Raw genomic sequence first — 16,579 nt, forward strand, 5'->3', positions numbered from 1 at the left:
ATCAGAACAACACTTTCGCCACGTCGGCAAAGCGCTTGGCGAAATGCACCGTCAGCCCTTCGCGCAGGTAGTCGGGCAGTTCCTCGAAGTCCCCACGGTTCGCCTCCGGCAGGATCAGCTCGAAGATCTTCTGCCGCTTGGCGGCGATCACCTTCTCGCGTACCCCGCCAATCGGTAGCACCTGCCCGGTCAGCGTCAGTTCACCCGTCATCGCCACGCCTTTTTTCGGTGCCTGGTCGCGCGCCAGTGACAGCAGGGCGCTGGCCATGGTCACGCCAGCGCTGGGGCCGTCCTTGGGCGTGGCGCCTTCGGGTACGTGCAGGTGGATGAACGCTTCGTTGAAGAAGCCTGGGTCGCCGCCGTACTGCTTGAGGTTTGCGCTGACGTAGCTGTAGGCGATCTCTGCGGACTCCTTCATCACGTCCCCCAGCTTGCCGGTGAGCTTGAAGCCGCGGTTGAGCGTATGAATGCGTGTTGCCTCGATCGGTAGGGTGGCGCCACCCATACTGGTCCAGGCAAGGCCTGTGATCACGCCCTTGCCCGCCAGCACTTGCTCGCTGCGGAACACCGGCATGCCCAGTGCTGCCTCGAGGTCCTTGGTGCCGATCTTGAGCTTGGCATCCGGGTTCTCCAGTAGCTTGACCACTGCCTTGCGCACCAGCTTGCCGAGCTGTTTCTCCAGTTGACGCACGCCAGCCTCGCGGGCGTAGCCTTCGATCACCAGGCGCAGGGCGCTGTCGCTGATGCTCAGGCTGGTCTTGGCAACGCCAGCCTTGTCCAGCTGCTTGGGCCACAGGTGGCGTTTGGCAATGGCCAGCTTCTCTTCGGTGATATAGCCCGACAGGCGAATCACTTCCATGCGGTCGAGCAGCGGGCCGGGGATCGAATCCAAGGTGTTGGCAGTGCAGACGAACAGCACCTTCGACAGGTCCAGACGCAGGTCCAGGTAGTGGTCGAGGAAGTCGACGTTCTGCTCCGGATCCAGGGTTTCGAGCAGTGCCGAGGCGGGGTCGCCCTGGTAGCTCTGGCCCATCTTGTCGATCTCGTCGAGCATGATCACCGGGTTCATCACCTCGACATCCTTCAGCGCCTGTACCAGTTTGCCGGGTTGGGCGCCGATGTAGGTACGACGGTGACCCTTGATCTCGGCTTCGTCGCGCATGCCGCCGACACTGAAGCGGTAGAAGGGGCGCCCCAGGGATTCGGCGATGGATTTGCCGATGCTGGTCTTGCCAACACCCGGCGGGCCGACCAGCAGTACGATCGAGCCGCTGATCTCGCCTTTCCAGGCACCGACGGCGAGGAACTCGAGGATGCGCTCCTTGATATCGTCAAGCCCGGCGTGGTGCTGGTCGAGCACTTTGCGTGCGTGCTTGAGGTCGAGCTTGTCCTGGCCGTATACCCCCCAGGGCAGCGCGGTGGCCCATTCGAGGTAGTTGCGGGTCACAGCGTATTCCGGCGAGCCGGTTTCGAGGATCGCCAGCTTGCCCATTTCCTCGTCGATGCGCTTTTTAGCCTGCTCGGGCAGGGTCTTGCCTTGCAGGCGCTGTTCGAACTGTTCGAGGTCGGCGCTGCGGTCGTCCTTGGTCAGGCCCAGCTCCTGCTGGATGACCTTGAGCTGTTCCTTGAGGAAGAACTCGCGCTGATGCTCGCCGATCTGCCGGTTCACTTCGGCGGAAATCTCGTTCTGCAACCGCGCAACCTCCACTTCCTTGCGCAGCATCGGCAGGACCTTCTCCATGCGCTTGAGCATGGGGACGCAGTCGAGCACTTCCTGCAACTGGTTGCCGGTGGCAGAGGTCAGGGCAGCGGCGAAGTCGGTGAGGGGCGAGGGGTCGTTGGGGCTGAAGCGGTTGAGATAGTTCTTCAGCTCTTCGCTGTACAGCGGATTGAGCGGCAACAGTTCCTTGATCGCATTGATCAGGGCCATGCCGTAGGCCTTGACCTCGTCGGTGGGCTGCGCGGGCTGGTGCGGGTACTCGACTTCGACCAGATAGGGTGGTCGATGGTGCTTGAGCCAGGTGCGGATGCGTACGCGGGTCAGGCCCTGGGCGACGAACTGCAGCTTGCCGTTCTCGCGGCTGGCATGGTGCACCTTGACCAGGGTGCCGTACTCCGGCAACGCCTTGGTGTCGAAGTGGCGGTGGTCTTCGGGCGGCGTGTCCATGAAGAACAGGGCCAGGGAATGATGATCGGTCTTGGCGACCAGGTCGAGGGTTTCGGCCCAGGGTTCCTCGTTGACAATCACCGGCAGCACTTGCGCGGGGAAGAACGGGCGGTTGTGGATCGGGATCACATAGACCTTGTCCGGCAGTTGCTGGCCGGGCAGGGCAAGGGCGCGGCTGGTCTCGGCCTTGGCCTCGAGGTGTTCGATTTCGCTGTGTGCGTCGGGGTGTTCGGGGAAATCCTGCTGGTCGCTCATGGGGCACCTGCGTGAATGACTATGGTGCTTAGATGGGGCGGGGAGGGATGGGTTTCAATGGTAGACGAAGGCAGGAGGGGGGAGGCTTTCATCTTTGCCGGCCGGTGCCGTGCCGCTCGCGGGCCTGCCCGCGAAGGCGGCGGTGTGGCCACCGCCGCAGTCGAGGCTTACTCAGCCAGTTTGTAAGCGATGATGTAGTCGCCCATCTTGGTGCCTAGCGAGCCATGTCCTCCGGCCACGATCAGCACATACTGCTTGCCGTCCTTGCCCGTGTAGGTCATTGGCGTGGCCTGGCCACCGGCTGGCAGGCGAGCGCTCCACAGTTCCTTGCCGTTGTGCACGTCATAGGCGCGCAGGTACTGGTCCAGGGTGCCGCTGAGGAAGCCCACGCCACCGGCGGTGACGATCGAGCCACCCATGCTTGGTACACCCACCGGCAAGCCGATCGGTACAGGGGTGCTGTCACGGGTGGTGCCGTTCTTGCGTTTCCACACCACCTTGTTGGTGAACAGGTCGATAGCGGCCACATAACCCCAGGCCGGTGCCTGGCACGGCACGCCCAATGGCGACATGAACGGGTGCATGGTCACGGCATACGGGGCGCCGGTGTTCGGCTGCACGCCGCTGGTCTCGCTTTCGCGCTTGCTGCCTTCGGCTACCTGCTCGCGCGGGATCATCTTCGACACGAACGCCATGTAGTTCGGCGAGGTGAACAGCAACTGACGCACCGGGTCGACCGACACGCTGCCCCAGTTGAACACGCCGACGTTGCCGGGATACACCAGTGAGCCCTGCTCGGACGGCGGGGTGTACTGGCCTTCGTAGCGCAGCTCGCGGAACTGGATGCGGCACAGCATCTGGTCGAATGGCGTGGCGCCCCACATGGCCTGTTCGGTCAGCTCGGGGCCGAGCAGGTTGAGGTCGGAGCGGGCCTGGGTCGGCGCCGTGTGATCGCCCTTGACCGCGCCTTGCGGTACCGGGATCTCGCGGATCGGCACGATCGGGGTGCCGTCACGACGGTCGAGCACGTACAGGCTGCCCTGCTTGGTCGGCACGATGACCGCAGGCTTCACGCCATCGTCGGTCTTCAGGTGCACCAGGGTGGGCTGGCTGCCCACGTCCATGTCCCACAGATCGTGGTGGGTGAACTGGTAGTTCCAGCGTGCCTTGCCGGTGGCCAGGTCCAGGGCGACCACGCCAGCGCTGTACTTCTCGGCGCCTGGGGTGCGGTCGGCGCCCCATTGGTCAGGGGTCTGGTTGCCCAACGGCAGGTAGATCATGCCCAGGTCTTCATCGACGCTGGCCAGCGACCACATGTTCGCCGAGTTGCGGCTGTAGGTCTTGCCCGGCGCCAGCGGCTTGGTGTCGTCGGGGTTATTGCTGTCCCAGTTCCACACCAGGCGGCCGTCGTGCACGTCGTAGGCGCGGATCACGCCGGACGGTTCGTTGGTCGACTCGTTGTCGGTGACATGCCCTCCGATGATCACCAGGTCACGGGTGATCGCCGCTGGCGAGGTGGAGTAGTAGCCGCCGGCGGTGAATGGGCCGATGCCGGTGGTCAGGTCGATCGCACCCTGGTTGGCGAAGCCTTCGCAGACCTTGCCGTTGTCGGCGTTGATCGCGATCAGGCGGGCATCGGCAGTGGGCAGGTAGAGGCGTCGTGGGCAGGTCTGGGCAACGACCTGGCCGGCATCGGAGATCTTCGGCGCAGGGCTGCCGTCACGGCTGACGTAGCGGTTCTCGTCATAGTACGAAACGCCGCGGCAGGTCATGTGGGCGAAGCCCTTGAAGGTCTTGACCGGGCTCTTGACCTGCGGGTCGAAGCGCCAGATTTCGGCACCGGTGTCCGGGTCCAGGGCCAGCACCTTGCTGTGCGCGGTGCAGGCATAGATCATGCCGTTGGCCTTGAGTGGGGTGTTCTCGTTGGTCAGTTCGACCGGGTCGTTTTCGGTCGGCAGGTCGCCGGTGCGAATGCGCCAGGCTTCTTCCAGGCGATAAGCGTTCTGCGGAGTGATCTGGCGCAGGGGCGAGTAGCGGTCGCCGTGTTCGGTGCGCCCGTAGGCCTGCCATTCGCCGTCCGGCATGGAAGGCGCTGCACTGGCCATTTCGCTGCTGTCACGCCCCAATTCGCCGAAGATCTCCCCGGGATGGGTGAACTGGCTACCGACCGCGGTTGCGCCGGAGGCGACTACGGCGGCGGCCAGAAGGGCGCCGTTGACCTTCGAGGCAGGCCCAAGCAGCGGGCTGCGCGCCCAGGGCAGCAGCAGGACCACGCCAAGGGCGAACCAGATGGCCAGGCGTGGCACCAGTTGCCACCAGTCCAGGCCCACTTCCCACAGCGCCCAGGCGGTGCTGGCCAGCAGCACCAGGCCATACAGGCCAAGGCCGATGCGGCGCAGGGCGATCAGGAGGATGCCCGAAAGGGCAAAGCCGATCCCGCCGATCAGGTAGTACAGGGATCCGCCCAGCTGGCTCAGCTTGATACCGCCTGCGATCAGGGCCAGGCCCATCAGCAACAGCAGCACGCCTACGAGGCGCGGTAGCCAGCGGGTTCCATTCTTGGCACCGTCAGTGCTCATCGCATGTTCTCCGTTCGTTCAAGGTTGGGTTCAGAAACTGCTCTGGATCTTCAGGCCGCCGATCAGCGCGTCATCGACCTGCGACACCCCGCCCGGATGGCGGATGTACTGCAGGTTAGGACGCACGGTGAGCCAGTCCGCCAGGTGAATGCCGTAGTAGAGTTCGGCGCTGTATTCGGTGTCCTGGACGGGCAGGAAGCCGGGATTGTCGTAGTCGACGACAGCGTTGGCCTGGTTGGCCAGGCGCGCGTTCTTGCGGTAGGCGGGGTTGACGTGCACGCGGGCGAGGGCGAAACCGATGTCGTCCTTGGCGCGGGCATCGAAGGGCCCCTTGTACACCACACCTGCCTGAACATAGTTGTCGATGGCATTGGTCTTCTTGTCATGCATCGTTGCATTGGCGAACAGGCTCAGCCCGCGCGAGGCGTCCGAGGCGCGAGAGGTCACCTGCTGCTGGGCGCCGAGCCAGAGACCATGCTTGCTGGCGCTGCTGCGGTAAGCCTGGCCGCTCAAGGTCGCCGGTTGGCCGTTGCCGTCCTTGTAAACATCCTGTGCCTTGGCATTACTGTAGTAGTAGCCGGCGCGATATTCCCCTTTCAGACCATTGACCCTTGGGGTCCACACCAGTTCGATCGGCATCAGCGCACCTTGCGTACCGCTGCCACTGAGCTTGAAGCCATTGCCGGATTCAAGGTTGGAGGGATTCTGTTCGAAGACGCCGACCTGCGCGTATAGGTCGTCAGCGAGGTTGTACTTCACCCGCAGCGCCCACTGGCTGACCGGCCAGTTGTACCAGATGCCACCCACCCAGTTGCCCACCTGCGAGCCACAGAACGCCAGGTTCTGGAAGTCGCAGGGGAAGCTGTTGAAGTCCTCGCCTTCACCGAAGCGGCCGACCTTCACGTCCAGTGCGCCATCGAAGTATTTCTGCTTGATCCACATTTGTGTCAGGCGCCAGGTTTCGCCGCGGCCCCAGACTTCCTGGGCGGAGGTGAAACCTCCCACGCGCGGGTCGTTGATCCGGTCGTTGCTGATGTTCTGGCCGTGGCGTTCGGTGACCGTCAGCTGGAATTCGCTGTCGTGCCAGCCGAGGATCTTTTGCAGGTCCAGATGGGCGCCCAGGGTGAACTGGTCGCTGTAGCGTGCGGTGCGATCGTGATCGAAACCGCCGTGCAGGTTACTGCCCATTTCGCCGGTGTAGCCGAAGGTAAAGTCGTAGCCCTGCGCCTGGAGTGCGGTGCGGGTACCGCCCCAGTCACCGAACATCCAGGGTGAGTCATTGGCGAAGGGCGCGTCGGCGCTGGCGCTGGGCGAAAAGCCGCTGAGCAGGGCGGTGAGGGCGAGGCCCGGGTATGGATTCTTCGGCAGTTGAAGCATGAGATAGCGCTGTCTTTTGATTATTGAGAAAAACGCAAGCGCATCGAGGAGCGAACGCTTCGATGGAAACGGCTGAGGGATTTATGAGTGAAGCGTTTCAGCTTGCGGTGCGGAGGATATAGGGGAAATTGTAAGAAAAAAAGACAAAATGTCGCAGGGGATTGTTGTCGCAGACGTAATAGTGGGTGCAGTTCGTGCAGGAGCGGGCTGGCCCGCGAAAAAACACCGCGCTGCCTGGCACGGGCTACGCCCGTGTTCGCGGGCAAGCCCGCTCCTACACGGATTGGGCTGGCCTTCAGATTTTGAACAAGACAGTTGCCCCTGCACGCAGGTCAGAAGCTGGTGCGCAGCCCGACTTCGACACTACGTCCCGGTGCCGGCGCGATATCGCGCAGGATGGAACTGGCGTAGCGCACGGTCTGGTCGGTCAGGTTCTCGCCACGTACGAACGCCAGCCACTGGCTCTGGCCAATGTCGAAGCGATAGCCGACGCTGGCGCCGAGGGTGGTGTAGCCGTCGGTCCCGTGTTCGTTGTCCGGCTTGCGGTGCTGCGAGGCGGCGTGTTGCACGTCCACGCGCGCCTGCCAGCGATCCAGCTCCCACAGCAGGCCGGTGCCCACCCGCAGCGGGGCGATGCGTGGCAGTGGCTCGCCGGTGTCGAGGTTCTTGGCGCGGGTATAGTCGCCGGACAGCTCCAGGGCGAAGCTGCCGTAGCGGTTCTCCAGCAGCTTCCAGCGATCCTGGGCCTCGATACCATAGAAGCGCGCACGCACGCCCTGATAAAGGTACTCAGGAATCCCGCCGTCGTCGTGGTCATGATCATGGTCATGGTCGTCGTCACCATGGTCATGCCCTTCACGCAGATTACCGCTGCCGATCAGGCCGATGTAGTTGCGAAAGTGGCTGTAGAACACGCCGACACTGCCCTTGTGCGTGCCGTTGTCGAAGCGCAGTGCCAGGTCGCCGGAAATTGCCTTCTCCTTGTTCAGGTTCGGATCGCCGACTTCATAGGCGCCGGTGGCGACGTGTGCGCCGTTGGCATACAGCTCGTAGAAGGTCGGTGCGCGCTCGGTGTAGGCCAGGCTCGCCGCCAGTGCCCAGACCGGATCGAGCTGGTACACCGCGCCCGATGACAGGCTTGCGGCATTGAAGCTGGTCGATTTGTCGGCACCGACGAAGTTCTCGTTGCCCTTGGCATCCGGGTCGATGCGGGTGTGCTCCAGGCGGGCGCCGAGGCTCAGGTTCAGGCGTTCGGTGGCCTGCCATTGCTCGAGCATGAACAGCGCCAGGCTGTCGGTGTCGGTGTGCGGCACGAAGGCTTCTTCACCCAACGCCGAGAACTCGTTGCGACTGACCTGGGCGCCGATCACCCCTTCGACGGGGCCGATGGGCTGGTGGCGGGCTTCGATGCGCGCCTCATAGCCTTTGTTCTTGAAGGTGGTGTGGACCTCGCCCTCTTCGATCTCGCGGTGTTGGTAGTCGGTGTAGCCGGCGTCGACCTTGACCGAACTGAACGGTCCTTCGAGGTCGCGCAGTTCCGAGGCGAAGGCGTAGTGGTCCTGTTGCATGTCCAGGCGCACGCCGGGCTCGGCCACCGAGCCGTAGTTGCTGTCGTAGCGGCTATAGGACAGGCCTGCATAGCCATGGTCCCAATGGTAGGAACCACCGATGGCGCCGCCGTCCTGGCGGCCGTCGCTGTTTTCCAGGCGATGCTTGCTGCCGGGTTCGTCGGCGTCGCGCACCTTCGCGCTGCGTGCATAGCCGGGGATGCGCAGGTCGTTGAACTGACGGCTGTTGGCGTCCAGGTGCAGGGCGAAATTGCCGTCACCGGCTTCGAGCTTGCCGGCGCTGCTGCGCGTGGTGTCGGCGCCGCCATAGCGCAGCTCGCCTGCGCCATGGATGCCTTCGATAGGCGAGTCGGGAATGCGGTTGTCGAAGGTGTTGACTACACCACCGATGGCGTTGCCGCCGTAGAGCAGCGCAGCCGGGCCACGGACGATCTCGACGCGTTCGACGGTGACCGGGTCCAGCGGCACGGCGTGGTCATAGGACAATGACGAGGCATCCAGGGCACCGACGCCATTGCGCAGGATGCGGATGCGGTCGCCATCCAGGCCGCGGATCACCGGGCGACTGGCGCCTGGACCGAACCAGGTGGAGGCGACACCGGGCTGTTTGTTGAGGGTTTCACCGAGGCTGCCGTGCTGCTGTTGCAGCAGGTCATCGCCTTCGAGCACGGTGCTTGGGGCGGCGAGCTGGCGGTTGCCGAGCGGGTTGGCGGTGATCACCTGGGGTTCGAGCTCCACCGCCTGGCTGGGCGATGACGCCAACCACAAGGCGACAGCGAGGGGAGAGAGGCGCAGGGACTTGGACAACATGAGCGTGTGACGTTCCTTGGCAGATATTTATAGTGAAGATACGAATAGATACAATATAACATTGCTATTTCATCACAGAGGTTTCCTGTCTGGCCAGGGGTTTGTGCTATGGAAGGCTCTGGCCCGGGCTGGGAGCGCAGGCGGTCCGCATCCTTGCACACCGGCCCACTACACTCGTGTAAGGTGCGCATCTTTCAACGCGGGAGCACTGCATGAGCACGGCCCAACACAACGCACTGCACGGCAAGACGCTGGAGCAGATCCTCACCGAGCTGGTGGCCCACTACCAATGGCAGGGGCTGGCCGAGCGCATCGACATCCGCTGCTTCAAGAGCGACCCGAGCATCAAGTCGAGCCTGACCTTCCTGCGCAAGACGCCCTGGGCGCGGGAAAAGGTCGAGCAGCTGTACATCAAGCTGTCACGCAAGGCTTGAGGGTGCCGCGTCCCTGGCTGACCCTGGCCGCCCTGCTCGGCTGGACGGGGTTGGCGGTGCAGTTGTATCTGGTGCTGCTGGCGCGCTGGCAGGAGCAGGCCAGCTTGATCGGTGGCATGGTCAATCTGTTCGGCTATTTCACCGTGCTGAGCAACACCCTGGTGGCCACGGTACTGAGCCATGCGGCGTTCGGCCGTGAGACGGCGGCGCGGCGCTGGTTCCTGACGCCGGCGGTGAGCTCCGGTGTGCTGGTCAGTATCGTGCTGGTGGCAGTGGCCTACAGCCTGCTGCTTCGGCACCTGTGGCAACCCGAGGGTTGGCAGTGGCTGGCCGACGAACTGTTGCACGACGTGATGCCGCTGGTGTTCGTGCTGTACTGGTGCCTGGCGGTGCCCAAGGGGCGCTTGCGGCTATGGCACCTGGTCGCCTGGAGCCTGTACCCGCTGGTGTATTTCCTGTTTACCTTGTGGCGGGGGCATGAGATCGGGGTCTACCCCTATCCCTTCGTCGATGTGGCGAGCCTGGGGTATGGGCGGGTGCTGATCAATGCACTGGCGGTGTTGGCGGGGTTCTGGGGGATCGGGTTGCTGGTGATCGGGGTGGATCGGTGGTGGGGGCGGGTGAAGGGATGAGTCGGGACGAGTCGCTGCGACTCGTCCCGCGACAGGGCCGCATCGGTCTTACTGGCTACTCATCATCCGCACTGCCCTCTGCGCGCCAGTAAGCCGCTGCCTTGAGCGCATCCTCGGCCACGCCCTTTTCCAGCAGCAAAGCCTTGGCCTGCCGGGTCAGGCCCTTCTCCAGCGCTACCCAGCCGTACAGCCGGCCCTGCGGCAACGTCAGGTTTTTCACCAGGCCGAGCAGGTCCTCTGCCTGCCGACGTACCCAGATGACCTCCACCTGCGCCTTGCTCGGCAGCGGCTGGCGCTCCTGTTCATCCTCAATCTGGATGACCGCCAGCACCTGGCGTCCGGCCGGCATCTCCTCGAGCCGTCGGGCAATCGCGGGGATGGCGGTTTCGTCGCCGATCAGCAGGTAGCTGTCGAAGATGTCCGGCACCACCATCGACGCGCGTGGGCCGGCGATATCGAGGTGCTGGCCCGGCGCGGCCTGGGCAGCCCAGGTCGAGGCAGGGCCGTCGCCATGCAGGACGAAGTCGATGTCCAGCTCCAGGGCGTCCAGGTCGATGCGCCGCGGCGTGTACTCGCGCATGGTCGGCCGTACGCCGCCGTCGCGGCCCAGGTTGCGGGCGTCGATCGCTTGTTGCTCCTCGGGCGTGCAGCCGAACAGCACCTTGACGTGGTCGTCCGTGCCCAAGCTGGTGAAGCCTGCCAGTTCCGCACCGCCCAGGGTGATACGGCGCATGCGCGGGGTCAGGTCGGTGACCCGCAGCACCTGCAGACGGCGTTGGCGGATCTCGTGGTTGACGCGATGAATGGTGTCGCTCATGGGGTTTTCTCCTGAACGGAATCGGTCGGCCCGCCTGCGATGGCCCTGGCCGTGTCGTTGAGCAGGCCGCGCACCCGCTCGATTTCCTCGGGTGTCCAGCGACCGCTGTGCATGTGCAGGGCATGGCGCAGATTGCCGACTGCCTCGTTGATCTCTGGTGGACGGTCATGTCCGCGCAAGGCGCGCTTGCTCAACTCGATGCGCATGCGTACGCCGTCGAGGGCGACGGCTTGTTCGGCGAGTGATTGGCGACCGACTTCGGTGATGACATAGAGGCGCTTGCTGCCCTGAATCTGGCCACTGATCAGCTCGGCTTCCTCAAGAAAGTTGAGGGTCGGGTAGATCACCCCGGGGCTGGGGCTGTAGCTGCCATCGAATAGCCCTTCGATCTGACGAATCAGGTCATAGCCGTGGCCGGGTTGCTCGGCGAGCATCGACAGCATCAGCAGTTTCAGATCGCCAGGGGCGAAGACCCGCGGGCCGCGCTCACCGCGACCGGGGCGGCGCTCGAAAGGATCATGGGGGGCGTGGTCACGCATGAGGTGCAGGCTCCTTGTGTTTCGATATATCGCAAGATATTACTCAAGATATATCTAAACACAAGGCTTCAAATGCAGATGATTATCATCTGGTTTTTTGATGGGTGCCTTGCCTGTCAATGCATCGCCAGTTGCGGCGCCTTGCATTCATTGGGGTTTCCCGGCTCCAGGTATGGCATGAGAATCGGCGCCATACCCTTGAGTACCTGCACGGGCAGGGCCGAGGTGAACTTGAACGACTCCGCCGTGCGTCCCGGCACGAAGGCGGTGAGCGTGCCGAAGTGGTTGTCGCCGAGGAAGAACACGAAGGTGGCAGTGCGGTTCAGCGAGCGTGAGCCGATCAGCCGTCCGCCGGCGCCGTAGCTCTGCAGGCGGTTGTCACCCGTCCCGGTCTTGCCACCCATCACCAGCAAGGTACCGTCGTGCAGCTTGAAGCTGCCGGAAATACGCCGCGCGGTACCGGCATCGACCACCTGCGACATCGCGCCTTTCAGGGCCCGCGCCACTTCCACCTTGAGGATTCGTTGGCCGCGGTCGGGGTCGCTGATCAGCTTGGTTTCATAGGGGGTGCCGGCCGCGAAGTGCAAGGTGTCGATGCGCAGGGTCGGCAGGCGTACGCCATCGTTCTGGATGATGCCTACCAGTTCGGACAGCGCCGCAGGGCGGTCGCCCGAGCTGCCAATGGCCGTGGCCAGTGACGGTACCAGGTGATCGAAGGGGTAGCCGACGCGCTTCCAGCGCTGGTGGATGTCGAGAAACGCCTCGATTTCGACCATGGTACGGATGCGGCTGTCACGGGCGCCCTGGTGACGGCTCTTGAACAACCAGCTGTACACCTCCTGACGCTCGAAGCGACTGGCGTTGACCATCTCGGTGGGGGTGGCGCCAGGGTTTTTCAGCAGGTAGCCGAGCAGCCACAGGTCCAGAGGGTGGACCTTGGCGATGAAACCCTGATCGGGCAAGTCGTACTTGCCTGGACCGTAGGCGGCGTACATTTCAGAAAGGCGGCCGTCGTTGAGCTTGGCCATGGCGGCCTTGTCCTTGGCGCTGTGCGCGCGGACGAAGGCGTTGAAGGTTTCCTGGCCGGCCTCGGGGAACAGGTAGCGGTGCACCGCCGCCAGGCGCTGGGGGGTGACGCGCATGCTGTCGAGGAAGGTGTCCAGGCGTTGCTGGGAGGTCTTGCGCTGGTACTTGCGCCAGAAGCGCATCAGGTAATTGGTGCCCTCGCGGTCGGCGAAGCGCGCCAGGTACTCCTGGCGGCGCGGGTCGGCGTCATCCTTGAGCAGTGGTTCGCGGTTGTAGGGTTGCTGGTAGGTGACGTAGCGCACCAGGTCGCGCATCAGGCGGATGAACGGCAGGTTGATCGACTCGCGCAATGCGTCCTTGAGGGTCGGGTTGCGGCCGTTGTCCTCCTTGCGGAAGTTGTTGAACACGTGCATGCCACCACCGGTGAAAAATGCCTCGCCGGTATTGGCCGAGTACTTGCGCTCCAGCGCGGCGTCGAGCATGGCGTCGAGGTTCTGGTTCTTGCTGTTCAGCATCAGCCATTCCAGTGACCACTGGGTGATGCGGTCCAGGTCGGCTACCTCCACTTTCTTGAGCTCGGCTACCGGCTTGCCGGCGTACTTGTCGTGCAGCTCGGCGACGATTTCAAGGTAGGTGGTCAGCACTCGCAGCTTGGCGGTCGAACCCAGTTCCAGCTTGCTGCCCTCGTTGATGTCGAACGGTTGGTTGGTGCTGTCGGTCTGCACCCGAACCCGCGAGCCGTCGGCGGTGCGCTCGAACAGGGTGAAGCTGTAGCTGACCTGGTCGGTGGTCTTGCTGGTCAGCAGGCGCTCGCCGATCAGGCCCATCTGCGCGGCGAACTCGGGGTCGGCGAGGTTCTTCAGATACTGGCTGACCTGGGTCTGCAAGTCGGCTTGCAGGGTGCTGGTGGCGGAGAGGTCGAGGCGATCGAGGTCGTACAGCGGGCGGTTGAGCATGGCTGCCAGGCGGTTACGGGCCAGGCTGATGCCCTTGTTGGTGATGATCGGCACGATGGTCGGCTGAGCCACCCAGTCGCGGTACACCGCCTTGCTGGCCAGCGCGGCGTCGGCCAGCGGGCGATCGATGATGCCGTTGGCGGCGAGCACGCGGATATGCGAGTCGGTGAGCTCGGCCAGCTCGACGCGGCCTTTGGACAGGTAGTGCGAAGGTCGGCGCTGGGCAATTATCAATGACAGCACTTCACGCAGGGCCAGGCCACGAGCGGCCATGCTCTGGGCGTCGGTTTCCGTCGAGGTGAGCGCCTTGTTCACCTCGGCGAAGTCGGCGCCGTACCAGACCCGCAGCCCTTCGGCCATGCCGTGCACTTCACCGTGCCCGGGTACCGCCGAGAGCGGCACGCTGTTCAGATAGTCGCGCACGATGCGCTGGCGCGCCTCGGTGGTGTCAGGCCCGCCCTGGTAGGCGCGCACGCTGGCAGAAATCATCTGGCGGATCTTCTCGGCGCCATTGACCGTCAGGCCGTCCGGCGAGTGCCGGTATTTTTCCAGTTGTGTGGCCAGGGTGCTGCCGCCCGCCGACTGGCCGGGCAGGGCCAGGTACTTGGCGACCTGGCTGTAGGCAGCCTTGGCGAAGCGTGGCCAGTCTACCGCCGGGTTGTTCTGCGGGTCCTTGCTGTCGAGCAGGTCGCGGTTCTCGATGAACAGCAGGCTGTTGACGATCACCGGTGGGATCGAGGCGAAGTCGTCGTACAGGTGCTGGGGGTAGTGATACTGGTAGAGGGTGTCGCCGCGGCAGTCGGTGATCGACAGGCCGGCCTGGATCTTCTCGACGTAGGGCACGAACAGGCCGTGGTCGACATAGCGCATCAGTGCCGGGGAGAAACGCACCTGCTCGCTGATCAGGTAGTCGCGCTTGAGCAGACGCGGCAGGAACTGGCCCAGGGCGCTGTAGCCCAGGCGTTTGTCGAAGGGGCCGTCGCCTGGGTAGACGATCGCGTCGCTCGGTCCGCGCTCCAGCGAGTAGGTGAGGGTACTGGCCAGGCGGCTGAATTCACGCGATTGCAGGTCCGAGCTCTGCACCTCGTCATAGACGGCAAAGCCCACCGCCACCATGGCCACCAGCACGATCAGGATGATCAGTCGCCACCACAACCGACGCTGACGAGGTGGCTTCGGCTGTGGTGGCTCGGCCAGAGGTGCTTCGGGTGCTTCCGTTCTGGTCTGTTCCGATTGCCACAGTGCGCCCATAGAGTTCAGTCCGGCCAAGTATTTTCGTCTTGCTTGTCTGAAGCTTAGACGCTGGCCGGACTTGGTGAAAAAATTGTGAGGGCGATGATCGGTGTATTCGGATCAGGCTGCGGCTTCGCTGTGCGGCTCGAAACTGTCGGCGCGCGCCAACTGCCACATCCGCGAGTAGAACTGCCCGTCCACCTCGCCGGTCAGTAGTTCGCCGGGCTTGAGGAACACGTGCATCTGCGAGAACAGCTTGATCTCGGTGGCGGAAATACGCCGCACCAGGTGCTTGGCCTCCAGTTGCGCGGGATGCTCGAGGCCTGCAGCGGCCAGCATTTCGGCCAGGGCGCGCAGGGTGTTGTGGTGGAAGTTGAGCACCCGCTGGGCCTTGTCGGGCACCACCAGTGCGCGCTGGCGCAGGGCGTCCTGGGTGGCAACGCCGGTCGGGCACTTATTGGTGTGGCAGCTCTGCGACTGGATGCAACCGATGGCGAACATGAAGCCGCGTGCAGAGTTGGCCCAGTCGGCGCCGATAGCCAGCACGCTGGCGATGTCGAAGGCACTGACGATCTTGCCACTGGCGCCGAGCTTGATCTTGTCGCGCAGGTTCAGGCCAACCAGGGTGTTGTGCACGAACAGCAAGCCCTCGCGCAGGGGTACGCCGATGTGGTCGGTGAACTCCACGGGCGCGGCGCCGGTACCGCCCTCCTTGCCGTCGACGACGATGAAGTCGGGCAGGATGCCGGTTTCCAGCATGGCCTTGGCGATGCCCATGAATTCCCACGGATGGCCCAGGCAGAACTTGAAGCCCACCGGCTTGCCGCCGGACAGCTCACGCAACTGGGCGATGAACTGCATCATCTCGATGGGCGTGGAGAACGCGCTGTGGCGAGACGGCGAGATGCAGTCCTCGCCCATGACGATGCCGCGGGTGTCGGCGATTTCCTGGGTCACCTTGTGCTTGGGCAGGATGCCGCCGTGGCCGGGCTTGGCGCCCTGGCTCATCTTGATTTCGATCATCCGCACCTGTGGGTTGGCGGCCTGCTCGGCGAAGCGCGCGGGGTCGAAGCGTCCGTCCGCGGTACGGCAGCCGAAGTAGCCGCTGCCCAGTTCCCAGACCAGGTCGCCACCGTGCTCGCGATGGTAGGGGCTGATGCTGCCTTCGCCGGTGTCATGGGCGAAGTTGCCGAGCCGGGCACCTTCGTTGAGGGCGCGGATGGCGTTGGCACTGAGCGAACCGAAGCTCATGGCCGAGATGTTGAAGATCGATGCCGAGTAAGGCTGGCTGCACTGCGGGCCGCCGACGGTGATGCGGAAACCTGTCGGGTCGGCCAGTGGTGCGGGGCGCATGGAGTGGCCGATGAACTCGAAACCCGACTGATACACATCGATCAGGGTGCCGAAGGGTTTGTCGGAGGCTTCGTTCTTGGCGCGGGCGTACACCAGCGAGCGCTGGGCGCGGGAGAAGGGCAGGGCATCGCTGTCGGATTCGAGCAGGTACTGGCGGATCTCCGGGCGAATGCCTTCGACCAGGTAGCGAATATTGCCCAGAATCGGGTAGTTGCGGCGTACCGCATGGCGTTTCTGCAGCAGGTCGAACAGGCCGATCAGGCTGAGCACGGCGGTGGTCAGGGTGAAGGGCCACAGCCATTCGTGGTGCAGGAAGGGAAGGCTGGCCAAGGTGAACAGCACGCAGGCGGCGAACACGGCGTAACGGCTGAGGAGTGACAGACTCATGCGAAAATCCTTGCGAATGCTTCGGTCAATCAGGCTCAGGGGCCTGGGCAAACCCCGACCATAGCCCGGTCGGGTGACAAATGGCCAGCGGACGAAAGGCGAGGGAAAATGAAATTTCGGGTATCGAAAATCATTCTCAATGTAGTATGTTATAAAGTATCAATTTATGACCGAGGTGATTTTCATGAAAGCAGGTATCCATCCCGAATATCGTCCCGTGCTGTTCCACGACACGGCGGCGGATGTGTTCTTTCTGATCGGATCGACCGTGGAAACTGATCGCACCCAGGTTCACAGCGACGGCCAGACCTATCCCTACGTGGCGCTGGATGTGTCCAGTGCATCGCACCCGGTCTACACCGGGCAGCAGCGCAAAACGACTGTCGAAGGGCGAGTGGCCGGGTTCAACAAGCGTTTTGCAGGGTTTGCCGCGAAGGCTTAGGTGC

The 16,579-nt window shown here is 63.8% G+C and carries 11 protein-coding genes; 3 read left to right on the top strand and 8 right to left on the bottom strand.

Going from position 1 to position 16,579, the window contains the following annotated elements; all coding sequences use genetic code 11:
* Position 1: 1 nt before the first annotated feature.
* From lon to AB688_RS08440, 4 genes are all read right to left on the bottom strand, one after another.
* Positions 2-2,422, bottom strand: coding sequence for an endopeptidase La (gene lon, locus AB688_RS08425; protein WP_063543398.1), 2,421 nt, complete (start codon positions 2,420-2,422; stop codon positions 2-4).
* A gap of 167 nt (positions 2,423-2,589) precedes the next feature.
* Positions 2,590-5,001, bottom strand: coding sequence for a glucose/quinate/shikimate family membrane-bound PQQ-dependent dehydrogenase (locus AB688_RS08430; protein WP_063543400.1), 2,412 nt, complete (start codon positions 4,999-5,001; stop codon positions 2,590-2,592).
* Positions 5,002-5,031: 30 nt separating this feature from the next.
* Positions 5,032-6,378, bottom strand: a complete 1,347-nt coding sequence (locus AB688_RS08435; RefSeq protein WP_063543402.1) for a carbohydrate porin — start codon at positions 6,376-6,378, stop codon at positions 5,032-5,034.
* Positions 6,379-6,710: 332 nt separating this feature from the next.
* Positions 6,711-8,756: a TonB-dependent receptor gene (locus AB688_RS08440; protein ID WP_063543404.1), complete on the bottom strand. Its 2,046-nt coding sequence runs from the start codon at positions 8,754-8,756 to the stop codon at positions 6,711-6,713.
* A gap of 212 nt (positions 8,757-8,968) precedes the next feature.
* Here AB688_RS08440 and AB688_RS08445 point away from each other — a divergent pair, with 212 nt between their 5' ends.
* Both AB688_RS08445 and AB688_RS08450 read left to right on the top strand, forming a co-directional pair.
* Positions 8,969-9,190, top strand: a complete 222-nt coding sequence (locus AB688_RS08445; RefSeq protein WP_063543406.1) for a VF530 family DNA-binding protein — start codon at positions 8,969-8,971, stop codon at positions 9,188-9,190.
* A gap of 2 nt (positions 9,191-9,192) precedes the next feature.
* The gene (locus tag AB688_RS08450; protein WP_063543408.1) at positions 9,193-9,822 is read left to right on the top strand and encodes a Pr6Pr family membrane protein; all 630 of its coding nucleotides are present in this window, start codon (positions 9,193-9,195) and stop codon (positions 9,820-9,822) included.
* A 55-nt stretch (positions 9,823-9,877) separates the two neighbouring features.
* Here the strand turns inward: AB688_RS08450 and AB688_RS08455 are convergent, their stop codons facing one another.
* From AB688_RS08455 to AB688_RS08470, 4 genes are all read right to left on the bottom strand, one after another.
* Positions 9,878-10,639 (bottom strand): siderophore-interacting protein, encoded by a 762-nt coding sequence (locus AB688_RS08455; protein WP_063543410.1) that lies wholly within the window; start codon positions 10,637-10,639, stop codon positions 9,878-9,880.
* The gene (locus tag AB688_RS08460) at positions 10,636-11,178 is read right to left on the bottom strand and encodes a PadR family transcriptional regulator (protein ID WP_063543412.1); all 543 of its coding nucleotides are present in this window, start codon (positions 11,176-11,178) and stop codon (positions 10,636-10,638) included. The genes AB688_RS08455 and AB688_RS08460 overlap by 4 nt, the downstream gene beginning before the upstream one ends.
* A 116-nt stretch (positions 11,179-11,294) precedes the next feature.
* The gene (locus tag AB688_RS08465) at positions 11,295-14,411 is read right to left on the bottom strand and encodes a transglycosylase domain-containing protein (RefSeq protein ID WP_063543414.1); all 3,117 of its coding nucleotides are present in this window, start codon (positions 14,409-14,411) and stop codon (positions 11,295-11,297) included.
* Positions 14,412-14,513: 102 nt separating this feature from the next.
* Positions 14,514-16,133 (bottom strand): FMN-binding glutamate synthase family protein, encoded by a 1,620-nt coding sequence (locus AB688_RS08470; protein WP_063543416.1) that lies wholly within the window; start codon positions 16,131-16,133, stop codon positions 14,514-14,516.
* Positions 16,134-16,317: 184 nt separating this feature from the next.
* Here AB688_RS08470 and AB688_RS08475 point away from each other — a divergent pair, with 184 nt between their 5' ends.
* Entirely contained in the window at positions 16,318-16,575 is a 258-nt protein-coding gene (locus AB688_RS08475) for a type B 50S ribosomal protein L31 (RefSeq protein WP_063546663.1), read from the top strand.
* Positions 16,576-16,579: the final 4 nt, after the last annotated feature.

Origin of the sequence: Pseudomonas putida (genome assembly GCF_001636055.1) — a bacterium.
GTDB lineage: Bacteria > Pseudomonadota > Gammaproteobacteria > Pseudomonadales > Pseudomonadaceae > Aquipseudomonas > Aquipseudomonas machongensis.

What these genes read in the sequence shown, in the direction of transcription:
- AB688_RS08460 (WP_063543412.1), bottom strand. Translation starts at nt 11,178, where the DNA reads ATGCGTGACCACGCCCCCCATGATCCTTTCGAGCGCCGCCCCGGTCGC.
- AB688_RS08455 (WP_063543410.1), bottom strand. Translation starts at nt 10,639, where the DNA reads ATGAGCGACACCATTCATCGCGTCAACCACGAGATCCGCCAACGCCGT.
- lon (WP_063543398.1), bottom strand. Translation starts at nt 2,422, where the DNA reads ATGAGCGACCAGCAGGATTTCCCCGAACACCCCGACGCACACAGCGAA.
- AB688_RS08430 (WP_063543400.1), bottom strand. Translation starts at nt 5,001, where the DNA reads ATGAGCACTGACGGTGCCAAGAATGGAACCCGCTGGCTACCGCGCCTC.
- AB688_RS08465 (WP_063543414.1), bottom strand. Translation starts at nt 14,411, where the DNA reads ATGGGCGCACTGTGGCAATCGGAACAGACCAGAACGGAAGCACCCGAA.
- AB688_RS08470 (WP_063543416.1), bottom strand. Translation starts at nt 16,133, where the DNA reads ATGAGTCTGTCACTCCTCAGCCGTTACGCCGTGTTCGCCGCCTGCGTG.
- AB688_RS08440 (WP_063543404.1), bottom strand. Translation starts at nt 8,756, where the DNA reads ATGTTGTCCAAGTCCCTGCGCCTCTCTCCCCTCGCTGTCGCCTTGTGG.
- AB688_RS08445 (WP_063543406.1), top strand. Translation starts at nt 8,969, where the DNA reads ATGAGCACGGCCCAACACAACGCACTGCACGGCAAGACGCTGGAGCAG.
- AB688_RS08435 (WP_063543402.1), bottom strand. Translation starts at nt 6,378, where the DNA reads ATGCTTCAACTGCCGAAGAATCCATACCCGGGCCTCGCCCTCACCGCC.
- AB688_RS08475 (WP_063546663.1), top strand. Translation starts at nt 16,318, where the DNA reads ATGAAAGCAGGTATCCATCCCGAATATCGTCCCGTGCTGTTCCACGAC.